Source organism: Mycolicibacterium peregrinum (assembly GCF_001665625.1).
Classification (GTDB): Bacteria; Actinomycetota; Actinomycetes; order Mycobacteriales; family Mycobacteriaceae; genus Mycobacterium; species Mycobacterium peregrinum_B.
In genome coordinates, this window is the sequence record NZ_LZSY01000053.1 from 1 (window position 1) to 20,666 (window position 20,666).

The 20,666-nt window shown below is 66.5% G+C and carries 18 protein-coding genes and 1 pseudogene; 5 read left to right on the plus strand and 14 right to left on the minus strand.

Annotated elements, in window-relative coordinates; genetic code table 11:
• Window positions 1–180: pseudogene (locus tag A5779_RS33445) on the minus strand (LpqN/LpqT family lipoprotein); the annotation flags it as partial.
• 214 nt (window positions 181–394) lie between these two features.
• On the opposite strand from A5779_RS33445, the gene leuS reads away from it, so the two are divergent.
• Window positions 395–3,250 carry a leucine--tRNA ligase gene (gene leuS, locus A5779_RS06915; protein ID WP_110776974.1) on the plus strand — a complete coding sequence of 952 codons (2,856 nt, stop codon included), beginning with the start codon at window positions 395–397 and terminating at the stop codon, window positions 3,248–3,250.
• A gap of 12 nt (window positions 3,251–3,262) precedes the next feature.
• Here leuS and A5779_RS06920 read toward each other — a convergent pair whose 3' ends face one another.
• Window positions 3,263–3,937 carry an SDR family oxidoreductase gene (locus tag A5779_RS06920; RefSeq protein WP_064880261.1) on the minus strand — a complete coding sequence of 225 codons (675 nt, stop codon included), beginning with the start codon at window positions 3,935–3,937 and terminating at the stop codon, window positions 3,263–3,265.
• A gap of 77 nt (window positions 3,938–4,014) precedes the next feature.
• Between A5779_RS06920 and ggh the strand changes: the two genes are divergently transcribed.
• On the plus strand, window positions 4,015–5,355 hold the full coding sequence (gene ggh, locus A5779_RS06925; protein ID WP_064880263.1) for a glucosylglycerate hydrolase: 1,341 nt from the start codon (window positions 4,015–4,017) through the stop codon (window positions 5,353–5,355).
• Between the two features lie 5 nt (window positions 5,356–5,360).
• Here the strand turns inward: ggh and A5779_RS06930 are convergent, their stop codons facing one another.
• The 9 genes from A5779_RS06930 to A5779_RS06970 all read right to left on the minus strand — a co-directional run bounded on the left by A5779_RS06930 (window position 5,361) and on the right by A5779_RS06970 (window position 13,862).
• Window positions 5,361–5,843, minus strand: coding sequence for a MarR family winged helix-turn-helix transcriptional regulator (locus A5779_RS06930; protein ID WP_064880265.1), 483 nt, complete (start codon window positions 5,841–5,843; stop codon window positions 5,361–5,363).
• Between the two features lie 76 nt (window positions 5,844–5,919).
• Complete coding sequence (locus A5779_RS06935) at window positions 5,920–6,657, minus strand: amino acid ABC transporter ATP-binding protein (protein ID WP_055119170.1); 738 nt, start codon at window positions 6,655–6,657, stop codon at window positions 5,920–5,922.
• Window positions 6,657–8,429: an ABC transporter substrate-binding protein/permease gene (locus tag A5779_RS06940; RefSeq protein ID WP_064880267.1), complete on the minus strand. Its 1,773-nt coding sequence runs from the start codon at window positions 8,427–8,429 to the stop codon at window positions 6,657–6,659. The genes A5779_RS06935 and A5779_RS06940 overlap by 1 nt, the downstream gene beginning before the upstream one ends.
• A gap of 45 nt (window positions 8,430–8,474) precedes the next feature.
• Window positions 8,475–9,140, minus strand: a complete 666-nt coding sequence (locus A5779_RS06945; RefSeq protein ID WP_064880269.1) for a GntR family transcriptional regulator — start codon at window positions 9,138–9,140, stop codon at window positions 8,475–8,477.
• An 89-nt stretch (window positions 9,141–9,229) separates the two neighbouring features.
• Window positions 9,230–10,030, minus strand: a complete 801-nt coding sequence (locus A5779_RS06950; protein ID WP_169618708.1) for an LLM class F420-dependent oxidoreductase — start codon at window positions 10,028–10,030, stop codon at window positions 9,230–9,232.
• Between the two features lie 75 nt (window positions 10,031–10,105).
• Window positions 10,106–10,993 (minus strand): Rv0045c family esterase, encoded by an 888-nt coding sequence (locus A5779_RS06955; RefSeq protein WP_064880271.1) that lies wholly within the window; start codon window positions 10,991–10,993, stop codon window positions 10,106–10,108.
• 88 nt (window positions 10,994–11,081) lie between these two features.
• Window positions 11,082–12,173, minus strand: a complete 1,092-nt coding sequence (locus A5779_RS06960; RefSeq protein ID WP_064880273.1) for an inositol-3-phosphate synthase — start codon at window positions 12,171–12,173, stop codon at window positions 11,082–11,084.
• A gap of 57 nt (window positions 12,174–12,230) precedes the next feature.
• Window positions 12,231–12,776: a PadR family transcriptional regulator gene (locus A5779_RS06965; protein ID WP_055120968.1), complete on the minus strand. Its 546-nt coding sequence runs from the start codon at window positions 12,774–12,776 to the stop codon at window positions 12,231–12,233.
• 213 nt (window positions 12,777–12,989) lie between these two features.
• Entirely contained in the window at window positions 12,990–13,862 is an 873-nt protein-coding gene (locus A5779_RS06970; protein ID WP_236734673.1) for a DUF1707 SHOCT-like domain-containing protein, read from the minus strand.
• A 70-nt stretch (window positions 13,863–13,932) separates the two neighbouring features.
• Here A5779_RS06970 and A5779_RS06975 point away from each other — a divergent pair, with 70 nt between their 5' ends.
• The 3 genes from A5779_RS06975 (at window position 13,933) to A5779_RS06985 (ending at window position 18,618) form a co-directional block, all read left to right on the plus strand.
• On the plus strand, window positions 13,933–14,355 hold the full coding sequence (locus tag A5779_RS06975; protein WP_036443617.1) for a DUF5318 domain-containing protein: 423 nt from the start codon (window positions 13,933–13,935) through the stop codon (window positions 14,353–14,355).
• 130 nt (window positions 14,356–14,485) lie between these two features.
• Window positions 14,486–16,933, plus strand: coding sequence for a transglycosylase domain-containing protein (locus A5779_RS06980; RefSeq protein WP_082941569.1), 2,448 nt, complete (start codon window positions 14,486–14,488; stop codon window positions 16,931–16,933).
• Between the two features lie 32 nt (window positions 16,934–16,965).
• Complete coding sequence (locus A5779_RS06985) at window positions 16,966–18,618, plus strand: glycosyltransferase family 87 protein (RefSeq protein ID WP_207549040.1); 1,653 nt, start codon at window positions 16,966–16,968, stop codon at window positions 18,616–18,618.
• A gap of 42 nt (window positions 18,619–18,660) precedes the next feature.
• Here the strand turns inward: A5779_RS06985 and A5779_RS06990 are convergent, their stop codons facing one another.
• The 3 genes from A5779_RS06990 to A5779_RS07000 form a co-directional block, all read right to left on the minus strand.
• Entirely contained in the window at window positions 18,661–19,356 is a 696-nt protein-coding gene (locus tag A5779_RS06990; RefSeq protein ID WP_064880277.1) for a hypothetical protein, read from the minus strand.
• Between the two features lie 59 nt (window positions 19,357–19,415).
• The gene (locus A5779_RS06995; RefSeq protein WP_064880279.1) at window positions 19,416–19,982 is read right to left on the minus strand and encodes a hypothetical protein; all 567 of its coding nucleotides are present in this window, start codon (window positions 19,980–19,982) and stop codon (window positions 19,416–19,418) included.
• A gap of 131 nt (window positions 19,983–20,113) precedes the next feature.
• Window positions 20,114–20,659, minus strand: coding sequence for a hypothetical protein (locus A5779_RS07000; RefSeq protein WP_064880281.1), 546 nt, complete (start codon window positions 20,657–20,659; stop codon window positions 20,114–20,116).
• Window positions 20,660–20,666: the final 7 nt, after the last annotated feature.

A 20,666-nucleotide genomic window follows, 5' to 3' on the forward strand; every position in this document is an offset into this window, starting at 1 on the left:
GGCGGGGGCTTCGACAGGGGCGACCGTGACGGTCTGGGTCACCGTCACCGGGCCCGGAACGCTGGGAGCCGGGAGGAGGGGTTCGGCAGAGGCGGTCTGACCGGTGAAACCGACAACCCCGGCCACGCCGATGGCCGTGCCCGCTGCCAGTACCCGCCACCGGCGGGTCAACTCGATCATCGCTTGATTCCTCCCAGCAAACCGTGTCCCACCTGGGACCTCTCCACTGAGCGCCGAGACTATCCAGGGATGACTGCCCACCACCAGCAACTCAATCGACCTGGAATCAACCCCTGACAGAGCCGCGACGAAACCGATACCAACCTGTGGCCTGCGTCATCGAAAGACGGGCGGTGAGCTGCTCAAACCGTGGCCTTATACCCTGAACGGCGTGATCGAACCCGCCGCCGCCGCCCAGTCAGGGCAGTCAGAGGACACCCCGCAGCACCGCTACACCGCGGAGCTGGCGGGTCAGATCGAGCAGTCCTGGCAGCAGACCTGGGCCGAGCTTGGGACTTTCAATGTGGCCAATCCGGTGGGTTCGCTGGCGGACGGCTCGCCGGTGCCGGCCGACAAGATGTTCGTCCAGGACATGTTCCCGTACCCGTCCGGCGACGGCCTGCACGTCGGGCACCCGCTTGGTTACATCGCCACCGACGTCTACGCCCGGTACTACCGGATGACCGGGCACAACGTGCTCCATGCACTGGGCTTCGACGCGTTCGGTCTGCCTGCCGAGCAGTACGCCGTGCAGACCGGGACGCACCCGCGCACCCGTACCGACGCCAATATCGTCAACTTCCGTCGCCAGCTGGGCCGGCTGGGTCTGGGCCACGATTCGCGGCGCAGCTTCGCCACCACCGACGTCGATTTCTACAAGTGGACGCAGTGGATCTTCCTGCAGATCTACAACGCCTGGTTCGACACGGCGGCGGGGAAGGCCCGGCCCATCACCGAGTTGGTGGCCGAATTCGAGTCCGGGGCACGCACTCTCGACGACGGCCGGGTCTGGGCGGAGCTGTCGGCAGGCGAGCGCGCCGATGTGGTGGACGATTACCGGCTGGTGTACCACGCGGATTCGATGGTGAACTGGTGCCCGGGCCTGGGCACGGTGCTGGCCAACGAGGAAGTCACCGCCGACGGCCGTAGCGATCGCGGCAATTTCCCGGTGTTCCGGAAGCGCCTGCGGCAGTGGATGATGCGCATCACCGCCTATTCGGACCGGTTGCTCGACGACCTGGAGCTGCTGGACTGGCCGGACAAGGTCAAGGCCATGCAGCGCAACTGGATCGGCCGCTCGACCGGAGCATCGGTGGAGTTCGGCACTGCGGCCGGCGACGTCGAGGTCTTCACCACCCGTCCGGACACCCTGTTCGGCGCCACCTATCTGGTGCTGGCTCCCGAGCATGATCTGGTCGACACGCTGACGGCCGACGCCTGGCCCGAGGGCACCGATTCGCGGTGGACCTTCGGCGCGGCGACGCCGGCGGAGGCAGTCGCTGCCTACCGCGCCGGGATCGCGGCCAAGTCGGATCTGGAGCGCCAGGAGAACAAGACCAAGACCGGCGTGTTCTTGGGTGCATATGCCACCAATCCGGTGAACGGGCAACAGGTTCCGGTGTTCATCGCCGACTATGTGCTGGCCGGATACGGAACCGGCGCCATCATGGCGGTGCCCGGCGGTGATCAGCGTGACTGGGACTTCGCGACCGAGTTCGGCCTGCCCATCGTCGAGGTGGTCTCCGGCGGTGACATCACCGAGGCGGCCTACAACGGCGACGGAACCATGGTCAACTCCGACTATCTCAACGGGCTGTCGGTGGCCGAGGCCAAGAAGGTTGTCATCGAGCACCTGGAGGCCGACGGTCGTGGCCGGGCCCGCATCGAGTACAAGCTGCGGGACTGGCTGTTCGCCAGGCAGCGGTACTGGGGTGAGCCGTTCCCCATCGTGTACGACGCCGACGGCCGCGCCCACCCGCTGCCGGAATCGGCTCTGCCGGTCGAACTTCCGGACATCCCGGACTATGCCCCGGTCTCGTTCGACCCTGACGACGCCGACAGTGAACCGTCGCCGCCGCTGGGCAAGGCCACCGAGTGGGTACACGTCGAGCTGGATCTCGGCGACGGGCTGCAGACCTACACCCGCGACACCAACGTGATGCCGCAGTGGGCGGGCAGCTCCTGGTACGAGCTGCGCTACACCGACCCGCAGAACTCGGAAGAGCTGTGCGCCAAGGAGAACGAGGCCTACTGGATGGGCCCGCGTCCGGCCGAGCACGGACCGAACGATCCGGGCGGTGTGGACCTGTACGTCGGCGGCGTCGAGCATGCGGTGCTGCACCTGCTGTACTCGCGGTTCTGGCACAAGGTGCTGTTCGACCTCGGCTTCGTCAGTTCGAAGGAGCCCTACCGCCGCCTGGTCAACCAGGGTTACATCCAGGCCTTCGCCTACACCGATGCCAGGGGTAGCTATGTGCCTGCGGCCGAAGTCGTTGAGCGGGAAGGGAAGTTCTTCTGGCCGGGCCCCGATGGTGAAATACAGGTCAACCAGGAGTTCGGCAAGATCGGCAAGAGCCTGAAGAACTCCGTCTCACCCGACGAGATCTGCGACGAGTATGGCGCGGACACGCTTCGGGTCTACGAGATGTCGATGGGCCCGCTGGAGGCGTCGCGACCGTGGGCCACCAAGGACGTCGTCGGCGCGCACCGCTTCCTGCAACGGGTATGGCGCGTGGTGGTCTCCGAAGAATCCGGAGCGACCGACGTCAACGAGCACGAGGCACTCGACACCGACACGCTCAAGGTCCTGCACCGGACCATCGCCGGTGTGACCGAAGACTATGCGGCACTGCGCAACAACACCGCCGCGGCCAAGCTGATCGAGTACACCAACCACCTCACCAAGGAGGGCGTGTCGGCTCGCGCCGCGATCGAGCCGCTGGTGCTCATGGTGGCCCCGCTGGCGCCGCACCTGGCCGAGGAGTTGTGGAAGCGGTTGGGCCACGACACCTCACTGGCGCACGGTCCGTTCCCGGTGGCCGATCCGCAGTACCTGGTGGACGACACCATCGAGTTCCCGGTTCAGGTCAACGGCAAGGTCCGCGGCAAGATCACGGTTGCGGCCGATGCCGAAGCCGCGGCCATCCAGTCGGCGGCGCTGGCCGACGAGAAGGTGCAGGCGTTCCTGGACGGCGCCACACCCAAGAAGGTGATCGTGGTCCCGGGCCGCCTGGTCAACCTCGTCGTCTAGGACCCACCCGAATCACCCGGGGCGGACCACGATTTCGTGGACGTGGCCGTCGGGCGGGGTGGTGACGGCGGTCGCCACCAGTCCGGCCACGGTCTCGGGTTTGAGGAACTTCGTGGCGTCGTACTCACCGACCCCATCGCTTTCATAGGCCACCAGATCGCGCTGCATCTCGGTGTCGGTGCGCCCGGGGAAGATCGAGGTGACCCGCAGCGAAGGTTCGTCCGCGCGCAGTGAGTCTGCGAATGCCCGCAGCGCGAACTTGCTGGCCGAATACGACGCCATACCGGGCGAAACCTTCTGCCCGGCACCGGAATTGATGAAGACAACGTGCCCGCGGGCGGCGCGCAGGGCAGGCAGCAAGGCCAACGTGAGCGCCACCGCACCGGTGACGTTCACCTCGAACGACGCCCGCCACTGTTCGGCGATCGACTCGGAAACCCGGCCGGGGTAGAGGACGCCGGCGTTGTGGACCAGTACATCGAGTTCGGCAAGCACCTCGGTGGCCGATTCGATCGAGTCTGCGTCGGTCAGATCCAGCGGCCAGGTCGGCGCGCCGAGCTGTTCGGCGAGCGCGTCGAGGCGGCGCGACGGGCGACCGGCCAGCAGCAGTGTGTGGGTGGGAGCAAGGGCGGCGGCGATGGCCGAGCCGATGCCGCCAGAGGCTCCGGTGATCAATGCAGTCGGCACGACTGCAACGTTACTGTGATGCCGGATGCGACGGGGCCGACCTGCGGACCGGGGCGCGGCGTCGCATCATGGTAGGGATGCCACCGGATCCCAGCTTCGCTCCCACCCAACTCGCCGCGCGCGCCGCCTACCTGCTGCGCGGCAACGACCTGGGTGTGATGACCACTGCCGCGCCGTTGCTGTATCCGCACATGTGGAGCTGGGATGCGGCGTTCGTCGCGATCGGGCTGGCTCCGCTGAGTGTGGAGCGTTCCGTAGTGGAACTCGACACCCTGCTCTCGGCGCAGTGGCGCAACGGGATGATTCCCCACATCGTGTTCGCCAACGGCGTCGACGGCTACTTTCCGGGTCCGGCCAGGTGGGCCACCTCGGCGCTGGCCGCCAACGCGCCGCGGGTCCGGCACACCTCGGGCATCACGCAGCCGCCCGTCCATGCGATCGCCGTGCAGCGCATCCTCGACCATGCCCGCAGCCGAGGCCGGTCCACGCGGGCGGTGGCGGAGACCTTCCTCGATCGACGGTGGGCCGATCTGGTGCGGTGGCACCGCTGGCTGGCCGAGTCGCGGGACCAGGACGGCCACGGCCGCATCACGCTGTACCACGGGTGGGAGTCCGGAATGGACAACTCGCCGCGCTGGGACAGCGCCTACGCCAACGTGGTTCCTGGCAGCGTGCCGGAGTACCAGCGCGAGGACAACGCGATCATCACCGACGCCACCCAGCGGCCGAGCGATCTCGAGTACGACAGGTACCTGTGGCTGCTCGAGGAGATGAAATCCGTTCGCTACGACGATGATCTGCTTCCGAAGGTGATGAGCTTCGCGGTCGAGGATGTGTTCGTCTCGGCGATCTTCTCGGTCGCCTGCCAGGTGCTCGCCGAGATCGGGGAGGACTACAAACGCCCGAACGCCGACGTCCGCGATCTCTACTCGTGGGCCGAGCGTTTCCGGGTCGGCGTTGTCGAGACCACCGACGAACGAACCGGTGCGGCAAGGGATTACGACGTTCGGGCAAAGAGGTGGGTGGCCACCGAGACCGTGGCGCAGTTCGCCCCGCTGCTGTGCGGAGGGCTGCCGCACGAGCGCGAACGCGCCCTGTTGCGACTGCTGGAAGGCCCGCGGTTCTGCGGGCATCCGGACCTGAAGTACGCACTCATCCCGTCGACGTCGCCGGTGTCGCGGGATTTCCGGTCGCGCGAGTACTGGCGCGGCCCGGTGTGGCCGGTGATGACGTGGCTGTTCTCGTGGTGCTTCGCGCGGCGGGGCTGGGCCGAGCGGGCCACGACGCTGCGCCGGGAAGGGTTGCGTCAGGCCAGCGACGGGACTTTCGCCGAGTACTACGAGCCGTTCACCGGGGAACCGCTGGGCAGCATGCAGCAGTCGTGGACCGCGGCTGCGGTGCTGGACTGGCTGGGCTGACCCGGTTACTCAGATTTGGCGTGGGCGGCGGTGGCCTGGTCGTTCTGGCCGGCCAACCGCTCGAGCGGGGCCAGTGCGGTGGCCAGAGTCGCGAGATCGTCGGAGCTCAGGTTGGCCAACCGGGCGGCCAGATCGGCTCGCCGGGCGGCCAGCGATTCGCGGTGCTGCACGAGGCCGCGCGGGGTGACCTCGACGAGGACGGCGCGCAGGTCGGAGGGGTCGCGGGAGCGCTTGACCAACCCGAGCTTCTCGAGCCGGCGGATCGCCACGGTGGTGGTGGGGGTGCGCACGCGCTCACGGGCGGCCAGTTCGGTCATCCGGATCGGGCCCTGGTCGAGCAGGGTGAGCAGGATCGAGAGCTGGGCCAGCGTGAGCTCCCCGGCGGTGCCCTTGTTGGTGTCGCCGCGGCGCAGCACCGAGAAAACCTTGGAGAGTACGCGTTGCAGCTCTCCGGCCAGCTCAGTGACCTGCGGTTCGGGCTCTCCCATAATTCGCTAGTCTAACCTGTCTGACGCTGCCAGGTTGTCAGCTTGTTCCGTTTGATGCAGGGGTTTCACGGCAAACTCACAGCACCTGGGACAGGAAGCGGCGCAGCCGATCTGTCTCGGCCGCTTCGAAGATCTGGTCGGGGGTACCCGACTCGACGACCTTTCCGTGATCCATGAACACCACCGAGTCGGCGGTGGAACGGGCGAAGCCCATCTCGTGGGTGACTGCCAGGATGGTCATTCCTTCGGCGGCCAGCTCGGCGATCAACTCCAGAATCCCCTTGACCAGCTCCGGGTCCAGCGCCGAGGTGGCCTCGTCGAAGAACATCACCTGTGGGGCCATGGCGAGCGCGCGCGCGATGGCGACGCGCTGCTGCTGGCCGCCCGACAGGGTTGCCGGACGTACATCGGCCTTGTGCCGCAGGCCAACCCGATCCAGCTGCTCCAGCCCCACGGTGCGGGCATGTTCGGGGCTGAGCCGCTTGAGCTTTCGCGGACCGAGGGTGACGTTGTCGAGAACGGTCTTGTGCGGGAACAGGTTGAACTGCTGAAACACCATGCCGATGCGCTGGCGCAGTTGATCGGGATTGTCGGTCAGCACCGAGCGTCCGTCGAGCAGGATGTCACCGCGGTCGGGTTCGTACAGGCGGTTGAGGGTGCGCAGCAGCGTCGATTTTCCGGATCCGGACGGGCCGATGATGGCTGTCGTCGTACCGGCAGGCACGTCGAGATCGACCCCGCGGAGCACCGCGTTCGGTCCGAACGACAGGTGAATGTCGTTGGCGGCCAGCGCGACCGGCTGTGGTGCCGACATCAGATCATCTCCTGGGTGGTCGCCGGGGGGAGGGGATCTTCCTCGGCCGGGGGCCGGCCTCTGCGCAGGCGGTTGTCGACGAAGTTCACCAGATGGGTCAGCGGGATCGTCAACAGCAGGTAGAAGAGCCCGGCCGCGACCAGCGGTGACAGATTGCCGGTCTGCGCGTTGAGATCTCGGCCCACCTGGAACAGTTCGCGCTGGCTGGCGACCAGGCCCAGGAAGTACACCAGCGACGAGGCCTTCAGGAGCGAGATGAACTGGTTCATCAATGCCGGTAGCACCCGCCGGATGCCCTGTGGAACGACGACCAGTCGCATCGACGAGGCGTAGCTGAAGCCCAGCGCGCGTGAGGCTTCCAGCTGTCCGGCTTCCACGCTCTGGATGCCCGAGCGAAAGATCTCCCCAACGTAGGCCGCTGCCATGAGCCCGAGCGCCGCGATGCCCAGCGGGTAGGGGCTGTTGCCGGTGAGCGATCCGACCACCGGGCCGATGCCCAACCCGATCAGCAGGATGATCACCACTTCGGGCAGGCCGCGGAAGATGTCGGTGTACACCCGGGCGGGCCAGCGCAGCCAGCGCGACCGGGAGATGCCCGCGACCGCCAGGACCATGCCGAGTACGAGTCCGATGATGCTGGCGCACACGGTCAGGATGAGCGTGTTGGGCAGGCCGGTACGCAGCAGGTCGGGGATCGCCTGCTTGTAGAGATCCCAGTCCAGGAACGAGTCCGCCAGTTGTGCGAGTGTCGATTTGGGTGCCACCGGACCACCGGCGGCGGGTTTCTCGTTGGCGGCGGCGATCGCGGCGAAATCGGGCAGCTTGGGTTCGGGGGCGGCCTTGGAGCCCGGTTTCCAGCCGGGCGGCAGAGCCCGTGGCACCCAGTCGGAGTACAGCTGGGCCCAGGTCCCGTCGGCGATGACGGCGTCGAGTCCGGAGTTCAGCGCGTCGATCAGGGGCTGGTTCTCCTTGGCCACCGCCCATGCGACGAAGTTGTCCAGGCTGAAGGTGTTTTCGATGATCTGTGCCGGGTCGCCGGGCTGCACGGTGCCCGAGGCCTGTTGTGACGGTGCCACCCAGGCGTCGATCTGCCGGGTCTTGAGGCTGGCGTAGACGGTGTTGTAGTCGGGGAACTTCACCGGCTGCAGGTGCAGGGTGTCGATGACGTACGCCTCCTGCACGGTGCCCTGCACCACGCCGATGCGCTGCCCGGCGGCGAGCTGGCCGAATCCCTTGATCGGTGAGCCGGAGGGCACGACGAGCGAGAAGTAGCCGAAGTCGTAGCCGTTGGTGAAGCCGACGGTGCGTCGCCGGGCGTCGGTGGTGGTGATCGAGCTGGACGCCACATCGAAGCGGCGGGAGGCGGTCTGGGCCAGCAGGCCGGAGAAATCGGTGCCGACGAAGTTGACCCGAAGGCCGAGCTTGCCTGCGATGGCGCGCAGCAGCTCGTTGTCGAAACCGGTGAACTGTCCGGCCGAGTTGATGCAGATGCTGGGCGGCGCGTCCGACAGCGTGCCGACGGTGAGGACGCCGGGCGTGCCGAGGCCGAGGTTCTCGGGCCGGACGGTGTCGAGGGGTATGGCGGTGGCGGTCGTGTACTTGTCGGCGCCGGGTCCGGTGGCCGCGGCGGCAAGGTTGGTGGGCAGTGCGCTCGCGCTGTCGACACCGGGTGGGGCGCACTGGTCGACGTCCGCTCCGGCCGGCGCTGCACACACCAGCCCGAGCAGCATCAGGACCGTGGTCAGCAGCGCGGCCGATCGTCTGGCGTCCATCTGATGCAACCTAGTGGGCGGGCGCCTCGTGATGAGTGATTCCGCTCAAGGGGACCGCAAGTCGCCGAACACTCCGCGCCGGGTCAGCTCGCCGATCATGATCTGCGCCATCTTCTCGGCGCGGTCGGTGCAGGCCTTGCGGGCTCTCTCGGGATCGCGGGCCTGGATCGCCGCCATCTCCTCCTCGTAGCCGGCGAGAAAGTCGGCCTTCGCCTTCGGGTAGCTGATCCAGAACTCCGCGGGCGCAAAGCTCTTACCGGCACGGATGGTGGCGTGCAGGCGCGGCCCGGCGTACTCGTCATTGATCGAGTCGCGAAACACCCAGCACGCCTCCTGGAAGCCCTTGGTGTCCTTTGCTGAACGCATCATGCGCAACGTGTCATCGAGATGCGCGACCATGCGCGGAGTCGGGTTCGTGGCGCAGCGGGCGGAGGCGATGCCGTTGAGAATTCCGTACAGCTCATGGTGCTCGGCCACAGTGGCCTCGTCGAAACGGGAGACGAATGCGCCGCGGTGATATCGCGTCGAGAGAATTCCGTCGTGCTCGAGCTGAACCACTGCTTCCTGGATCGGAACGCGGCTGAGCCCGAGGTCACGGACGATCTCGTTGCGGTCGATGCGGTCGCCGGAGCGCAGCTTGCCCGTCATCACCAAATTGATGATGTGCGTGACAACCTGGTCCTTCTCCTTGACCCCGTAATTCTTCGGCACCCTGGTTTATCTCCCCCTATGGCGATTATGTTTCGCCAGTTTCTCACGCGCCCGCCAGTTCGGAGACCTGAGTCGGTTCAGCTCAGTCGCTAAACTTTGCGCGCTCGGTCGTCGCGCCAGCGGCACAGGGCCTCGGCGCCCGTCAGGTCGTAGTCCGGACCGTTGACCCCCACGGTCAGGATGCTGACCCCCAGATCGGCCAGTGCGTCGGCCTCGGCGAGCATCGCGTCGATGCCGCCGGTCTCCTGCACCCCTGCCGAGCGCTGCACGGTCGCCGGGTCGCGGCCGGTGATGCCGCAGTGTTCGGCGAGGACCTCCGCCTTGCCCGGGTAGGTGTTGCGGTCGACGAATGCGTGCCAGATGTCGGCGTGCTCGGCCACCAGGCGCAGAGTCTTGCGTTCCCCCTGACCGCCGATCAGGATCGGGATCTCACGGGTGGGCGCCGGGTTGAGTTTGGCCAGGCGGGCCTCGATCCGCGGCAGAGCTACGGCAAGATCGTCCAGGCGACTGCCTGCGGTGCCGAACTCATATCCGTACTCGTCGTAATCCTTTTGTTTCCAACCACTTCCGATGCCGAGGATGAGCCGGCCGTCGGAGATGTGGTCGACGGTGCGGGCCATGTCTGCCAACAGTTCCGGATTGCGGTAGGAGTTGCAGCTGACCAGTGCGCCGATCTCGATGCGCGAGGTCTGCTCGGCCCAGGCGCCGAGCATCGTCCAGCATTCGTAGTGCGCGCCTTCGGGGTCGCCGTAGAGCGGGAAGAAGTGATCCCAGTTGAAGGCGATGTCGACCCCGATGTCCTCACAGCGACGCACCGCGTCGCGGATGTGGCTGTAGGTGGGGGAGTGCTGCGGCTGCAGTTGCACGCCGATGCGGATGGGATGGCTCACATGGGTGAGCGTACCCACGAGGACTGCTCTTTGAACCCCCGCAGCGCTCTCCGATGTGATGCGCGGGGCGCCGGATCAGCCCAGTAGGCCGCGCAGGATCTCGACCAGCTTGGCCGGCTGATCGCCCTGCACCGAGTGGCCCGAGTCGGCGACCACGTGGGTGCGTTGGAAACCTGGTGCGCTATTTGCGAACTGCTCGGCGTCGTCGTCGTTGACGAAATAGGAGTTGGCGCCGCGGATCAGGGTGGTGGGCATGGTGATCGCCGGGACGTCGTCCCACAGGCCGTCAAACCCGTCGCCTTTACGGAAGGTGTCGTAGCGCCACGTCCAGCTGCCGTCCTCGAGCTGCTTGGAGTTGTGGAACACGCCGCGCCGCAAGGAGTTCCGGTCCCGGTGTGGGGCGGCGGCGACGGTCACGTCGAGCATGGCCTGAAATGTCGGGAACGTGCGGTTCTCCTGCACGAGGGCGACGGTGCCCATCTGTGCCTTGGTCATCTCGTTGTGCCGCTCGGGGGCCGACGGGGTGACGTCGACCAGCGCGAGTTCGGGAACCAGCCGGGGTTCGGTCGCAGCGATCCGCAGGGCCGTCAACCCGCCCAGCGACATTCCGACGACCAGGCGTGGGTTGGGCGCGTGATCTTCGAGCACCGGAATCAGGCTTGCCGCATTGAGTTTCGGGCCGTAGTCACCGTCCTCGCGCCAGGCCGAGCGGCCGTGGCCGGGTAGATCCACGGCCAGGGCGGGCTCACCGAGTCCGAGGATCACGGTGTCCCAGGTGTGGGCGTTCTGACCGCCGCCGTGCAGGAACACGATCCGCGGAGCGGCGGCGCCGAACTTCAGCGCGCTGATGGGCCCCTGTTCGATGCGCTCGACCGGTGGTATCGCGGTTGCGCCGATCTGTTCAGCGTTCTCGTGCAGGAGGCCGAATTCGTCGAGGTCGGTCAATGCGTCGTCGCTCACCACGCCGCCGACCTTACTTCCAAAACGACTCTGCGCCCAGGGCGTAGATGTGCGAGAAGCACACGCCCTGAGCGCAGAGTGAAAGGAGGATCTAGCCGTTGATGAAGGTCTCCAGCTCGATGCGCGCGACGTCGTCGGCGATCTGCTTGGGCGGGCTCTTCATCAGGTAGGCCGAGGCGGCCTCGATGGGGCCGCCGATACCGCGGTCCTTGGCGATCTTGGCGGCGCGCACCGCGTCGATGATCACACCGGCGGAGTTCGGCGAGTCCCACACCTCGAGCTTGTACTCCAGGTTCAGCGGGACGTCACCGAAGGCGCGGCCTTCCAGGCGCACGTAGGCCCACTTGCGGTCGTCGAGCCACGCGACGTGGTCGGACGGGCCGATGTGGACGTTCTTGTCCTCGACCTTGCCGGCCAGCGAGCCGGTCAGGTTGGAGGTGACGGCCTGGGTCTTGGAGACCTTCTTGGACTCCAGGCGCGAGCGCTCCAGCATGTTCAGGAAGTCCATGTTGCCGCCGACGTTGAGCTGGTAGGTGCGGTCCAGCGTGACGCCGCGGTCTTCGAACAGCTTGGCCATGACGCGGTGGGTGATGGTCGCGCCGACCTGGCTCTTGATGTCGTCGCCGACGATCGGGACACCGGCGTCCTCGAACTTCTTGGCCCACACCGGGTCGGAGGCGATGAACACCGGCAGCGCGTTGACGAAGGCCACGCCGGCGTCGATCGCGCACTGGGCGTAGAACTTGTCGGCCTCTTCGGAGCCCACCGGAAGGTAGGAGACCAGGACGTCGACCTTGGCATCCTTGAGCGCCTTGACCACGTCGACGGGCTCGAAGTCGGAGACCTCGATCGTGTCGGCGTAGTACTTGCCGATGCCGTCGAGGGTCGGGCCGCGCTGCACCGTCACGTTGGTCGGCGGCACGTCGGCGATCTTGATGGTGTTGTTCTCGGAGGCGAAGATGGCCTCGGACAGGTCGAAGCCGACCTTCTTGGCGTCCACGTCGAACGCGGCCACGAACTTCACGTCACGCACGTGGTACGGGCCGAACTTCACGTGCATCAGGCCCGGCACGGACGCATTTTCGTCGGCGTTGTGGTAGTACTGCACGCCCTGGACCAGGGACGATGCGCAGTTACCGACGCCGACAATGGCGACCCGGATTTCTCCTGCGTGCTCAGACATGGACGATCTCCTTACTCGTTCTGTGTGCTCGGCCTGGGGCCTTGTGCGGATCGGTGCTCATATGTTTTCCGAGCGCCCCTGGGCCGTACGTTCGGCCGCGATCAACTCGTTGAGCCATTTGACTTCTCGTTCGCTGGACTCCAGGCCCAGTTGGTGCAGCTGACGGGTGTAGCGGTCGAACGAACTGCTGGCCCGCGCCACGGCTTCGCGCAGACCCTCCCGACGTTCCTCCACCTGACGACGCCGGCCCTCAAGGATTCGCATCCTGGCCTCGGCCGGGGTGCGGTTGAAGAAGGCCAGGTGGACACCGAACCCGTCGTCGGAGAAGTTCTGTGGCCCCGTGTCGGCGACCAACTCGGTGAACCGCTGCTTGCCGGCATCGGTCAGCTGATACACCCGCCGAGCGCGACGCACCTTGGTCGGTCCCAAGGGTGCAGCGTCCTCGACGATCAGGCCATCGGCCTGCATGCGCCGTAATGCCGGGTAGAGCGACCCATACGAGAACGCCCTGAACGCCCCCAACAGACCCGTCAATCGCTTGCGCAGCTCGTAGCCGTGCATGGGTGATTCGAGCAAAAGGCCCAGGACTGCGAGCTCCAGCATCGAAAACACCCCTCTCGACAGGTCAGATGGAATTGATCGCTACGACGGATCAACACCTCGCCAAACTGTATCGCGCCGATATATTGCGTGCCAACTGAATGCCACGGATTCACGCGGTTGGCCGTCGATTGTCACGCTGGAGTGGCGGTCGGGCTCCAGCGTCACGCCAGCCTGACGCTGGGCCCGAACTGCGGCGGCGACGGCGCAGCCGGCTCAGCGGTTGGCGGGCCAGAGCTGCTTGGTGGTTCCGTCGGGGTACAGCTCGATGCGGCCGGAGCCGAAATCACTGTTGACGAAGATCTCGACGTTCACCGCCTCGGGGGCGGACGGGTCCTTGCCCGGCCCGATCCGCATCCAGACGTCTTTGACGTCGGCCCGTTTCACCCCGACGGTGTCGGGTGCTCCCCGCAGGATCGCCAGGGTCTTCTCGTAGTCGAACTTGGCCAGGTCGATCAGCCGGTCGTCGCTGTCGATCGTGCTCGGGGACGAACTGGGATCGCCCCAGCCGCCGCGGTAGTAGTAGGTCTGTTTGCGGCGGTTGTCCTGCGGATCGGGCCGGTCCAGCATCGCCATGTCGTCGTGGATGTCGATCTCGAAGCCCAAGGTGTTGCCGAACTTCTGGTGCATCTGCTCGAACAGACCCTTGAATCCGTTGAGCGATTGCAGCTGCGTCGGCGGGGTCAGCACCACCGGGTCGATGCCGTCCGGCACCGCCCCCGGGTCGGGGTTGAAACTCAACGGTGACGGGGTGTTTCCGTACAGACCCCAGCCGATACCGATGCCGAGCACGACCAGTACGACCGCCGAGGCCACCCGCAACCCCCACCCGGAACCGGCTGGTTTGCGAATGCGGGGCAGGCGGGGCTCGGTCAGCGTCGGCATCTTCACCGGCGCATTGGAGTTCTGTAGATCGTCGACCAGGCGGGCCAGGTCTCCGAGGGTCGTGGCGTTGGTGGCCGCCGACACCCGCTGACGGTGTTCTTCCATGGACAACTGGCCTTCACCGAGCGCGTTGTCGAGCACCTTGGAGGTGTCGTTGCGATCGCTGTCTTTGGCCCGGGTGGTCGAGGTCTGCCGAGTTGCCACGGAAGATGATCGTAGGAGGTGTGACGCGGTCGCGCCTCGGTGTCCAGGGGGTCGACGTACTCTGGTCATCGTGCGATTGCAGAGACAGGTGGTGGATTACGCGCTTCGGCGGCGGTCCCTGCTGGCTGAGGTCTATTCGGGGCGCACCGGCGTCTCGGAGGTCTGTGATGCCAACCCGTACCTGCTGCGCGCGGCAAAGTTTCACGGCAAGCAAAGTTCGGTGATGTGTCCGATCTGCCGTAAAGAGCAGCTCACGCTGGTGTCGTGGGTATTCGGTGATCATCTGGGCCCGGTGTCGGGCTCAGCGCGCACCGCGGAGGAGCTGGTGATGTTGGCAACTCGTTACGACGAGTTCGCAGTCCATGTGGTGGAGGTATGCCGCACCTGCAGTTGGAATCATTTGGTCAAGTCATATGTCCTGGGCGCGCCTCGGCCGCCGAAGGCACGTGGCACTCGAGGCACGCGCAAGTCGGCGCGTACGGCCAGTGAATAACGAAGGGCGCCATAGCCGGTCAGCCAACGACATCCGGAGTGCGGCTGACCGCCTCGGCGCGCGCGAAAACCGGCCGCCGGCCCAGAAGCCCCCGGTGCGAGAGAACCCGCCCGCGCGGGAGAAGCCGCCGATGCTGGACAAGCCCCCGGTGCGCGAGAACCGCCCGCCCGCTCGTGAGAATGCGCCCACGGGACGGCCGAACGGTCCCACGGGTCGTCCCGGTCGTCCGGCGGTACCGCCCGATGATCGGCTCACCACGGTGCTGCCGCCGGTGCGTGACGGCGCACCTGCCCCGCTCGACGTCGTCAGGGCGGCGATGGACGGCACTCCGCCGCCGAAATCGCCGCCACCCAAATCTCCCCCTCCGCCGCCGGGAGGCGGCCGCGGGAACGGGCCTTCGGGTCCGTCAGGTCCGTCGGGGTCGAGCCCCAAGACGACCCGGCAGTTCCACATCAACTGGAAGCTGGTCCGACGGCTGTCGATAGCCGCTGTCGTGGCAATGATCTTGCTTCCGCTGGTGACCTTCGGGATGGCGTACATGATCGTCGACGTCCCGCAGCCCGGTGACATCCGCACCAACCAGGTGTCGACGATCCTGGCCAGCGACGGCAGCGAGATCGCCAAGATCGTGCCTCCTGAAGGCAACCGCGTCGACGTCGGAATCGACAAGATCCCGGAGCACGTCCGCAACGCGGTGATGGCCGCCGAGGACCGCGACTTCTACACCAATCCGGGCTTCTCGTTCACCGCGCTGTTGCGCGCGATCAAGAACAACCTGGTCGGCGGTGATCTGCAGGGCGGGTCGACCATCACCCAGCAGTACGTCAAGAACGCGCTCGTCGGTGACGAGCGCTCTGGCATCGGCGGTCTGATCCGTAAGGCCAAGGAACTGGTCATCTCGACCAAGATGGCCAGCGAATGGTCCAAAGACGCTGTGATGCAGGCGTATCTCAACATGATCTATTTCGGTCGCGGCTCCTACGGGATCGCGGCGGCGGCCAAGGCGTACTTCGACAAGCCGGTGGAGCAGCTCACCGTCGCCGAGGGCGCACTGATGGCCGCGCTGATCCAGCGTCCCTCGACGCTGGACCCCGCGGTGGATCCGGAGGGCGCCGCCGAGCGGTGGAACTGGGTGCTGGACGGCATGGTCGACATGGGCGCGTTGTCGGCCCAGGAACGCGCCGGTCAGGTGTTCCCGCCGACGGTGCCGCCGGACCAGGCGCGCCAGGCGAATCAGACCACGGGCCCGAACGGACTGATCGAGCGTCAGGTCACCAAGGAACTGCTGGATCTGTTCGACATCAGCGAGCAGGCGCTGAACACCGAGGGTCTGCAGGTCACCACCACGATCGACCCGCAGGCCCAGCAGGCCGCCGAGAATGCGGTGACCAAATACATGGACGGCCAAGACTCCGACATGCGGACCGCGGTGGTGTCCATCGATCCACGTGACGGCGCGGTCAAGGCCTATTACGGCGGTTCGGATGCCAATGGCTTCGACTTCGCCCAGGCCGGTCTGCCGACGGGCTCCTCGTTCAAGGTGTTCGCTCTCGTCGCCGCCCTGCAGCAGGGCATCGGTCTGGGTTATCAGGTCGACAGTGGACCGGTCGAGGTCAACGGCATCAAGATCAGCAACGTCGAAGGTGAAGGGTGCGGCACCTGCTCGATCGCCGAGGCGCTCAAGCGGTCGCTGAACACCAGCTACTACCGGTTGATGCTGAAGCTGGAGCACGGTCCCGAGGATGTCGCCAAAGCGGCCCACGATGCCGGCGTGGCCGAGAGTTTCCCCGGCGTCGAACACACGCTGTCCGAGGACGGCAAGGGCGGCCCGCCCAACAACGGTGTGGTGTTGGGCCAGTACCAGTCCCGGGTGATCGACATGGCTTCGGCGTACGCGACGCTCGCGAACTCCGGCGTCTACCACAAGCCCCACTTTGTCCAGAAGGTCGTGAACTCGTCGGGACAGGTGCTTTTCGACGCGTCCAGCCAGGACAACGGTGAACAGCGGATCGACAAGGCCGTGGCCGACAACGTCTCGTCGGCGATGCAGCCGATCGCCGGCTGGTCGCGCGGGCACAACCTGGCCGGCGGGCGCGCCTCGGCCGCCAAGACGGGCACCAATCAGCTCGGCGATACCGGCGACAACCGGGACGCCTGGATGGTCGGCTACACACCGTCGCTTTCGACCGCGGTGTGGGTCGGTACCTCCGACGGTGTGAAGCCGTTGAAGACGGCAGGAGGGGGCCCCGTCTACGGATCCGGTCTGCCCTCGGACATCTGGAAATCCACGATGGACGGCGCGCTGAAAGGCACCGACAACGAGAAGTTCCCGAAGCCGACCGAGATCGGGGGCTATGCGGGTGTGCCGCAGGCCCCGCCGCCCCCGCCCGCACCGGGTACTCCGGGTGGTCCACCGATCGTGATGCCTTCGGAGACCGTGATTCAGCCGACCATCGAAGTGGCCCCGGGTATCACGATCCCGATCGGCCCCCCGACGACCGTGCCGATCGGACCGCCGCCGGGAGCTCCCGTTGTGCCTGGCGTGCCGGGCGAGCCGGTGCCACCGCCGCCTCCGTGACGGACCAGGTGTCCCCGGCTCCGCCGGTCGAGTTGGATTCGCCGGCCCCGCCGGCCGAACTGGTATCCCCGGCGCCGCCCGCAGAAGACCGACGGAGCGCCGACGACCGCGACCTCCCCAGCCGCAACGACCGGTTGACCGAGGCGCTGTCGCAGACGGTGGGCGGGCCCGTCGGCCGACATGCGTTGATCGGCCGGTCCCGCTTCATGACCCCGCTGCGGGTGATGTTCATCATCGCCGTGGTGTTCCTGGCATTGGGATATACGTCCAAGGCCGCGTGCCTGCAGACGACCGGCAGCGGGACCGCTGGGCAGCGGGTGGCCAACTGGGAGAACAACCGGGCCTATTACGAGCTGTGCTATTCCGACACGGTTCCGCTCTACACCGCAGAGTTGTTGAACCAGGGCAAGTTTCCCTACAAGTCCAGTTGGGTCGAGAACGACGCGACCGGCAAGCCACGAATGCAGTACGACGGCAGTCCGGCGATCCGCTACATGGAATACCCGGTGCTGACGGGGCTGTACCAGTACGCGTCGATGTCACTGGCCAAGACCTATACCGCACTGACGAAGCTGGTGTCGGTCCCGCTCATCGCCGAAGTGGTGATGTTCTTCAACATTGCCGCGTTCGGTTTGGCGCTGGCCTGGTTGGCGACGATCTGGGCCACCTCACGACTGGCCGGCCGGCGGGTGTGGGATGCCGCGTTGGTGGCCGGCTCACCCATCGTGATCTTCCAGGTGTTCACGAATTTCGACGCCCTCGCCACCGCCTCCGCGGCGGGCGCGATGCTGGCGTGGGCCCGTCGAAAACCGGTGTGGGCCGGGGCGCTGATCGGAATCGGGGTGGCGGCCAAGCTGTATCCGTTGCTGTTGTTCGTTCCGCTCGTGCTGCTTGGGTTACGCACCGGGCGTCTGCGTGAGGTCGGCAAGACGGCGTTGACAGCGGTGGCGACGTGGTTGGTCGTCAACCTGCCGATCATGGTGATGTTCCCGCGCGGATGGTCAGAGTTCTTCCGGCTCAACACCCGTCGTGGTGACGACATGGATTCGCTGTACAACGTGGTGAAGTCGTTCGGCGACTGGCAGGGCTTCGATCCGGACCTGGGTTTCTGGCAGCCGCCGACGGTGTTGAACACCGTCACCGCAGTGTTGTTCGCCGCGTGCTGCATTGCGATCGGCTACATCGCACTGACGGCGCCGCAGCGGCCACGGTTGGCGCAACTGGCGTTCCTGGTGGTCGCCACCTTCCTACTGACCAACAAGGTGTGGAGCCCGCAGTTCTCGCTGTGGCTGGTGCCGCTGGCGGTGCTCGCCTTGCCGCACCGCCGAATCTTGTTGGCGTGGATGACCATCGACGCCCTGGTATGGGTGCCGCGCATGCTCTATCTGTACGGCGAGGCCAACAAGGGCCTCCCCGAGCAGTGGTTCACCACCACTGTGTTGCTGCGTGATCTCGCGGTCATCGCGTTGTGCGCGTTGGTCGTTCGTCAGATCTATCGCCCGGACCTCGACCTGGTCCGACACGGCGGCCGCATCGACGACCCCACCGGTGGGGTGTTCGACAAAGCGCCCGATAGCCCGCCGCGGTGGCTGCCGGACTGGCTGCGACCGTCGGCTGACCGGGTGCGTATCGAACCGGCTCCGGAGCCCGAGCTGGTGGACGCCTCGGTTGTCACGCCAGAGTGACGCTCGGCGCCGACAGCCACGCTGGCGTGACAATGGGTGGGCTCAGCCGTGATGTGGCGGGTACCCCGGGTTTTGCACCGGGTACCCCTGAAACGGTGAAAACGGCTGGGGTGGGGTTTCCTCTGGTGCGGCCGGCTGATTGGCCCTGATCCAGGCACCCGTGGCCGGCAGCATGGCCAGGACGAGCGTCGTGAGCACGTAGATGAGAACCACGGTCCAGACCAAGAAAAAGGCGGGGCGGCCATCGCGGGTGGCGTCGGTGTAGGTTGCCGCGAGGCCGACGACAGCGATCGGCACGGCCAGTGCGGAACCGGCGATCACCAGCCCGCGGCCGGCCCTCTTGGGTTTGTACAGCTTTATCGCGCCGAACAGCCAGAGCAGCCCGTAGCCGCCGATCACCAGAAGATTACCGACGATCGTTCCCAACGCCTCGCCGAGTTCCATCCGGCCGTTGCTCACATCCACAAGCATTGCGACCACCCCTGCCAGAAGGACGCCGAAAACTATCACCGCGGCGACGCCTGCCAGGGCGGCGGCGGCGATCCCGAAGACACCCCTGGCCGGGGCGGCTGGTCCGGATTGCGGTTGGCCGGGCTGGGCGTTTACGACCGGCGGCTGGCCGAACTGTGGAAAACCGCCCTGGTGGGGGAATCCCGGTTGCGGGAATCCGGAGGGCTGCTGTGCGAAGTCGGGCTGGCCACCCGACCCCGGCCGGTAGGGCCCGTACGGATCGTTCACACCGCCTCCTCGAAGTCCACGTTCACACGGGCCGCGGTAGGCACGAGATCCGCACCGCTTCAACCCCGGTATGGCGGATAGTACTGCGGAGCAACTGGATCCTGCTTCGCCTGGATCCAGGCTTTCGTCGAGGGCAGCATCGTCAGGACCAGCGTTCCGATCGGGAAGGCGAAGTCCAGCAATGCGATTGTGACGATGGCGCCCGCGCTGGGTTCGGCGTTGGTGAATCCTTCGATCAGAAAGAGCGCACCGGCCAGCATGATCGCGGCACATCCGGCGGCGATGATCCCGCGGCTGATTGCCTTGCGTCGCCACAGCTGTATCGCTCCGGTCACGAGTGCCAGTCCGGAGGCGATACACAACAGAGCAACCGTGGCAGCCGGCACCTCGGAACGATGCCTGCTGATCACCGCGACCATGATCAGGATGCCCAGGACGAGTCCGGCCAGTCCGCCCAGTAGCGCCAGGATGGCGGCGATGGTCCCAGTCGCCGCGCTCGGGTTGCTCGGCGGCGCCGACTGATGGGCGCTCGGGTAGCTGGGTTGGCCGAACCCGGGCTGGTGGGAGAAGACGGGCGGCGGCGTCTCGAAAACGGGCTGTTGTGAGAAGGCCGGTTGTTCCGGCATTCCCTGATCGAAGGGACCGCTGGGAAACGTCACAGATCCCCCCGGAGTCTCAAAGGCTGACAGGGCCCAGCCTATCTGGACTGCCGAGGGCACAGTGCCAGTGTCGTTCGCGCAGCCCGAGCCCGTCGGCGTCAGGTCGCGGCAACCAGGTCCTGTTTCGCCCGGATCCACGCCGCGGTCGACGGGAGCAATGCCACCACGAGGGTGGCGATCGGCAGAATCAGACTCAGGATCGCCAGTCCGCTGATGGCGTAGGACCCGTAGCGGGCTGTCGTGGCCAGACTCAGTCCGAGGCTGATCAGGCTGCCGAGGATGATCAATACGCAGCCGCTGACGATCAGTCGGCGTCCGATCATCTTGCGTCGCACCAGCGCCACGGTGCCGGCCAGAAGCAGGATTCCGCAGACGACGCTCAGCAGCGTCGCGAGGACGGTCAACGCCAGCGCACCGGGGGTTCTGAGGGCCAAAGTCCGTAGGCCCGCGTCTCCTGCCAGTGCGGCCAGACCGCTCAGCCCGATGATGCCGTTGCTGAGAGTCAGCAGTGCACCGATCCCGGACAGGACAGCAGTGATGATCGCTGTGAGCGCGCCCGGCGCGGCCTCCGGTTGGCCCTCGGATCGGGATTCGACGAGCGCGGACTCGGGGTGTTGCCCCTCGGATCCGTGGGGAGAGGTCACTGCTGCT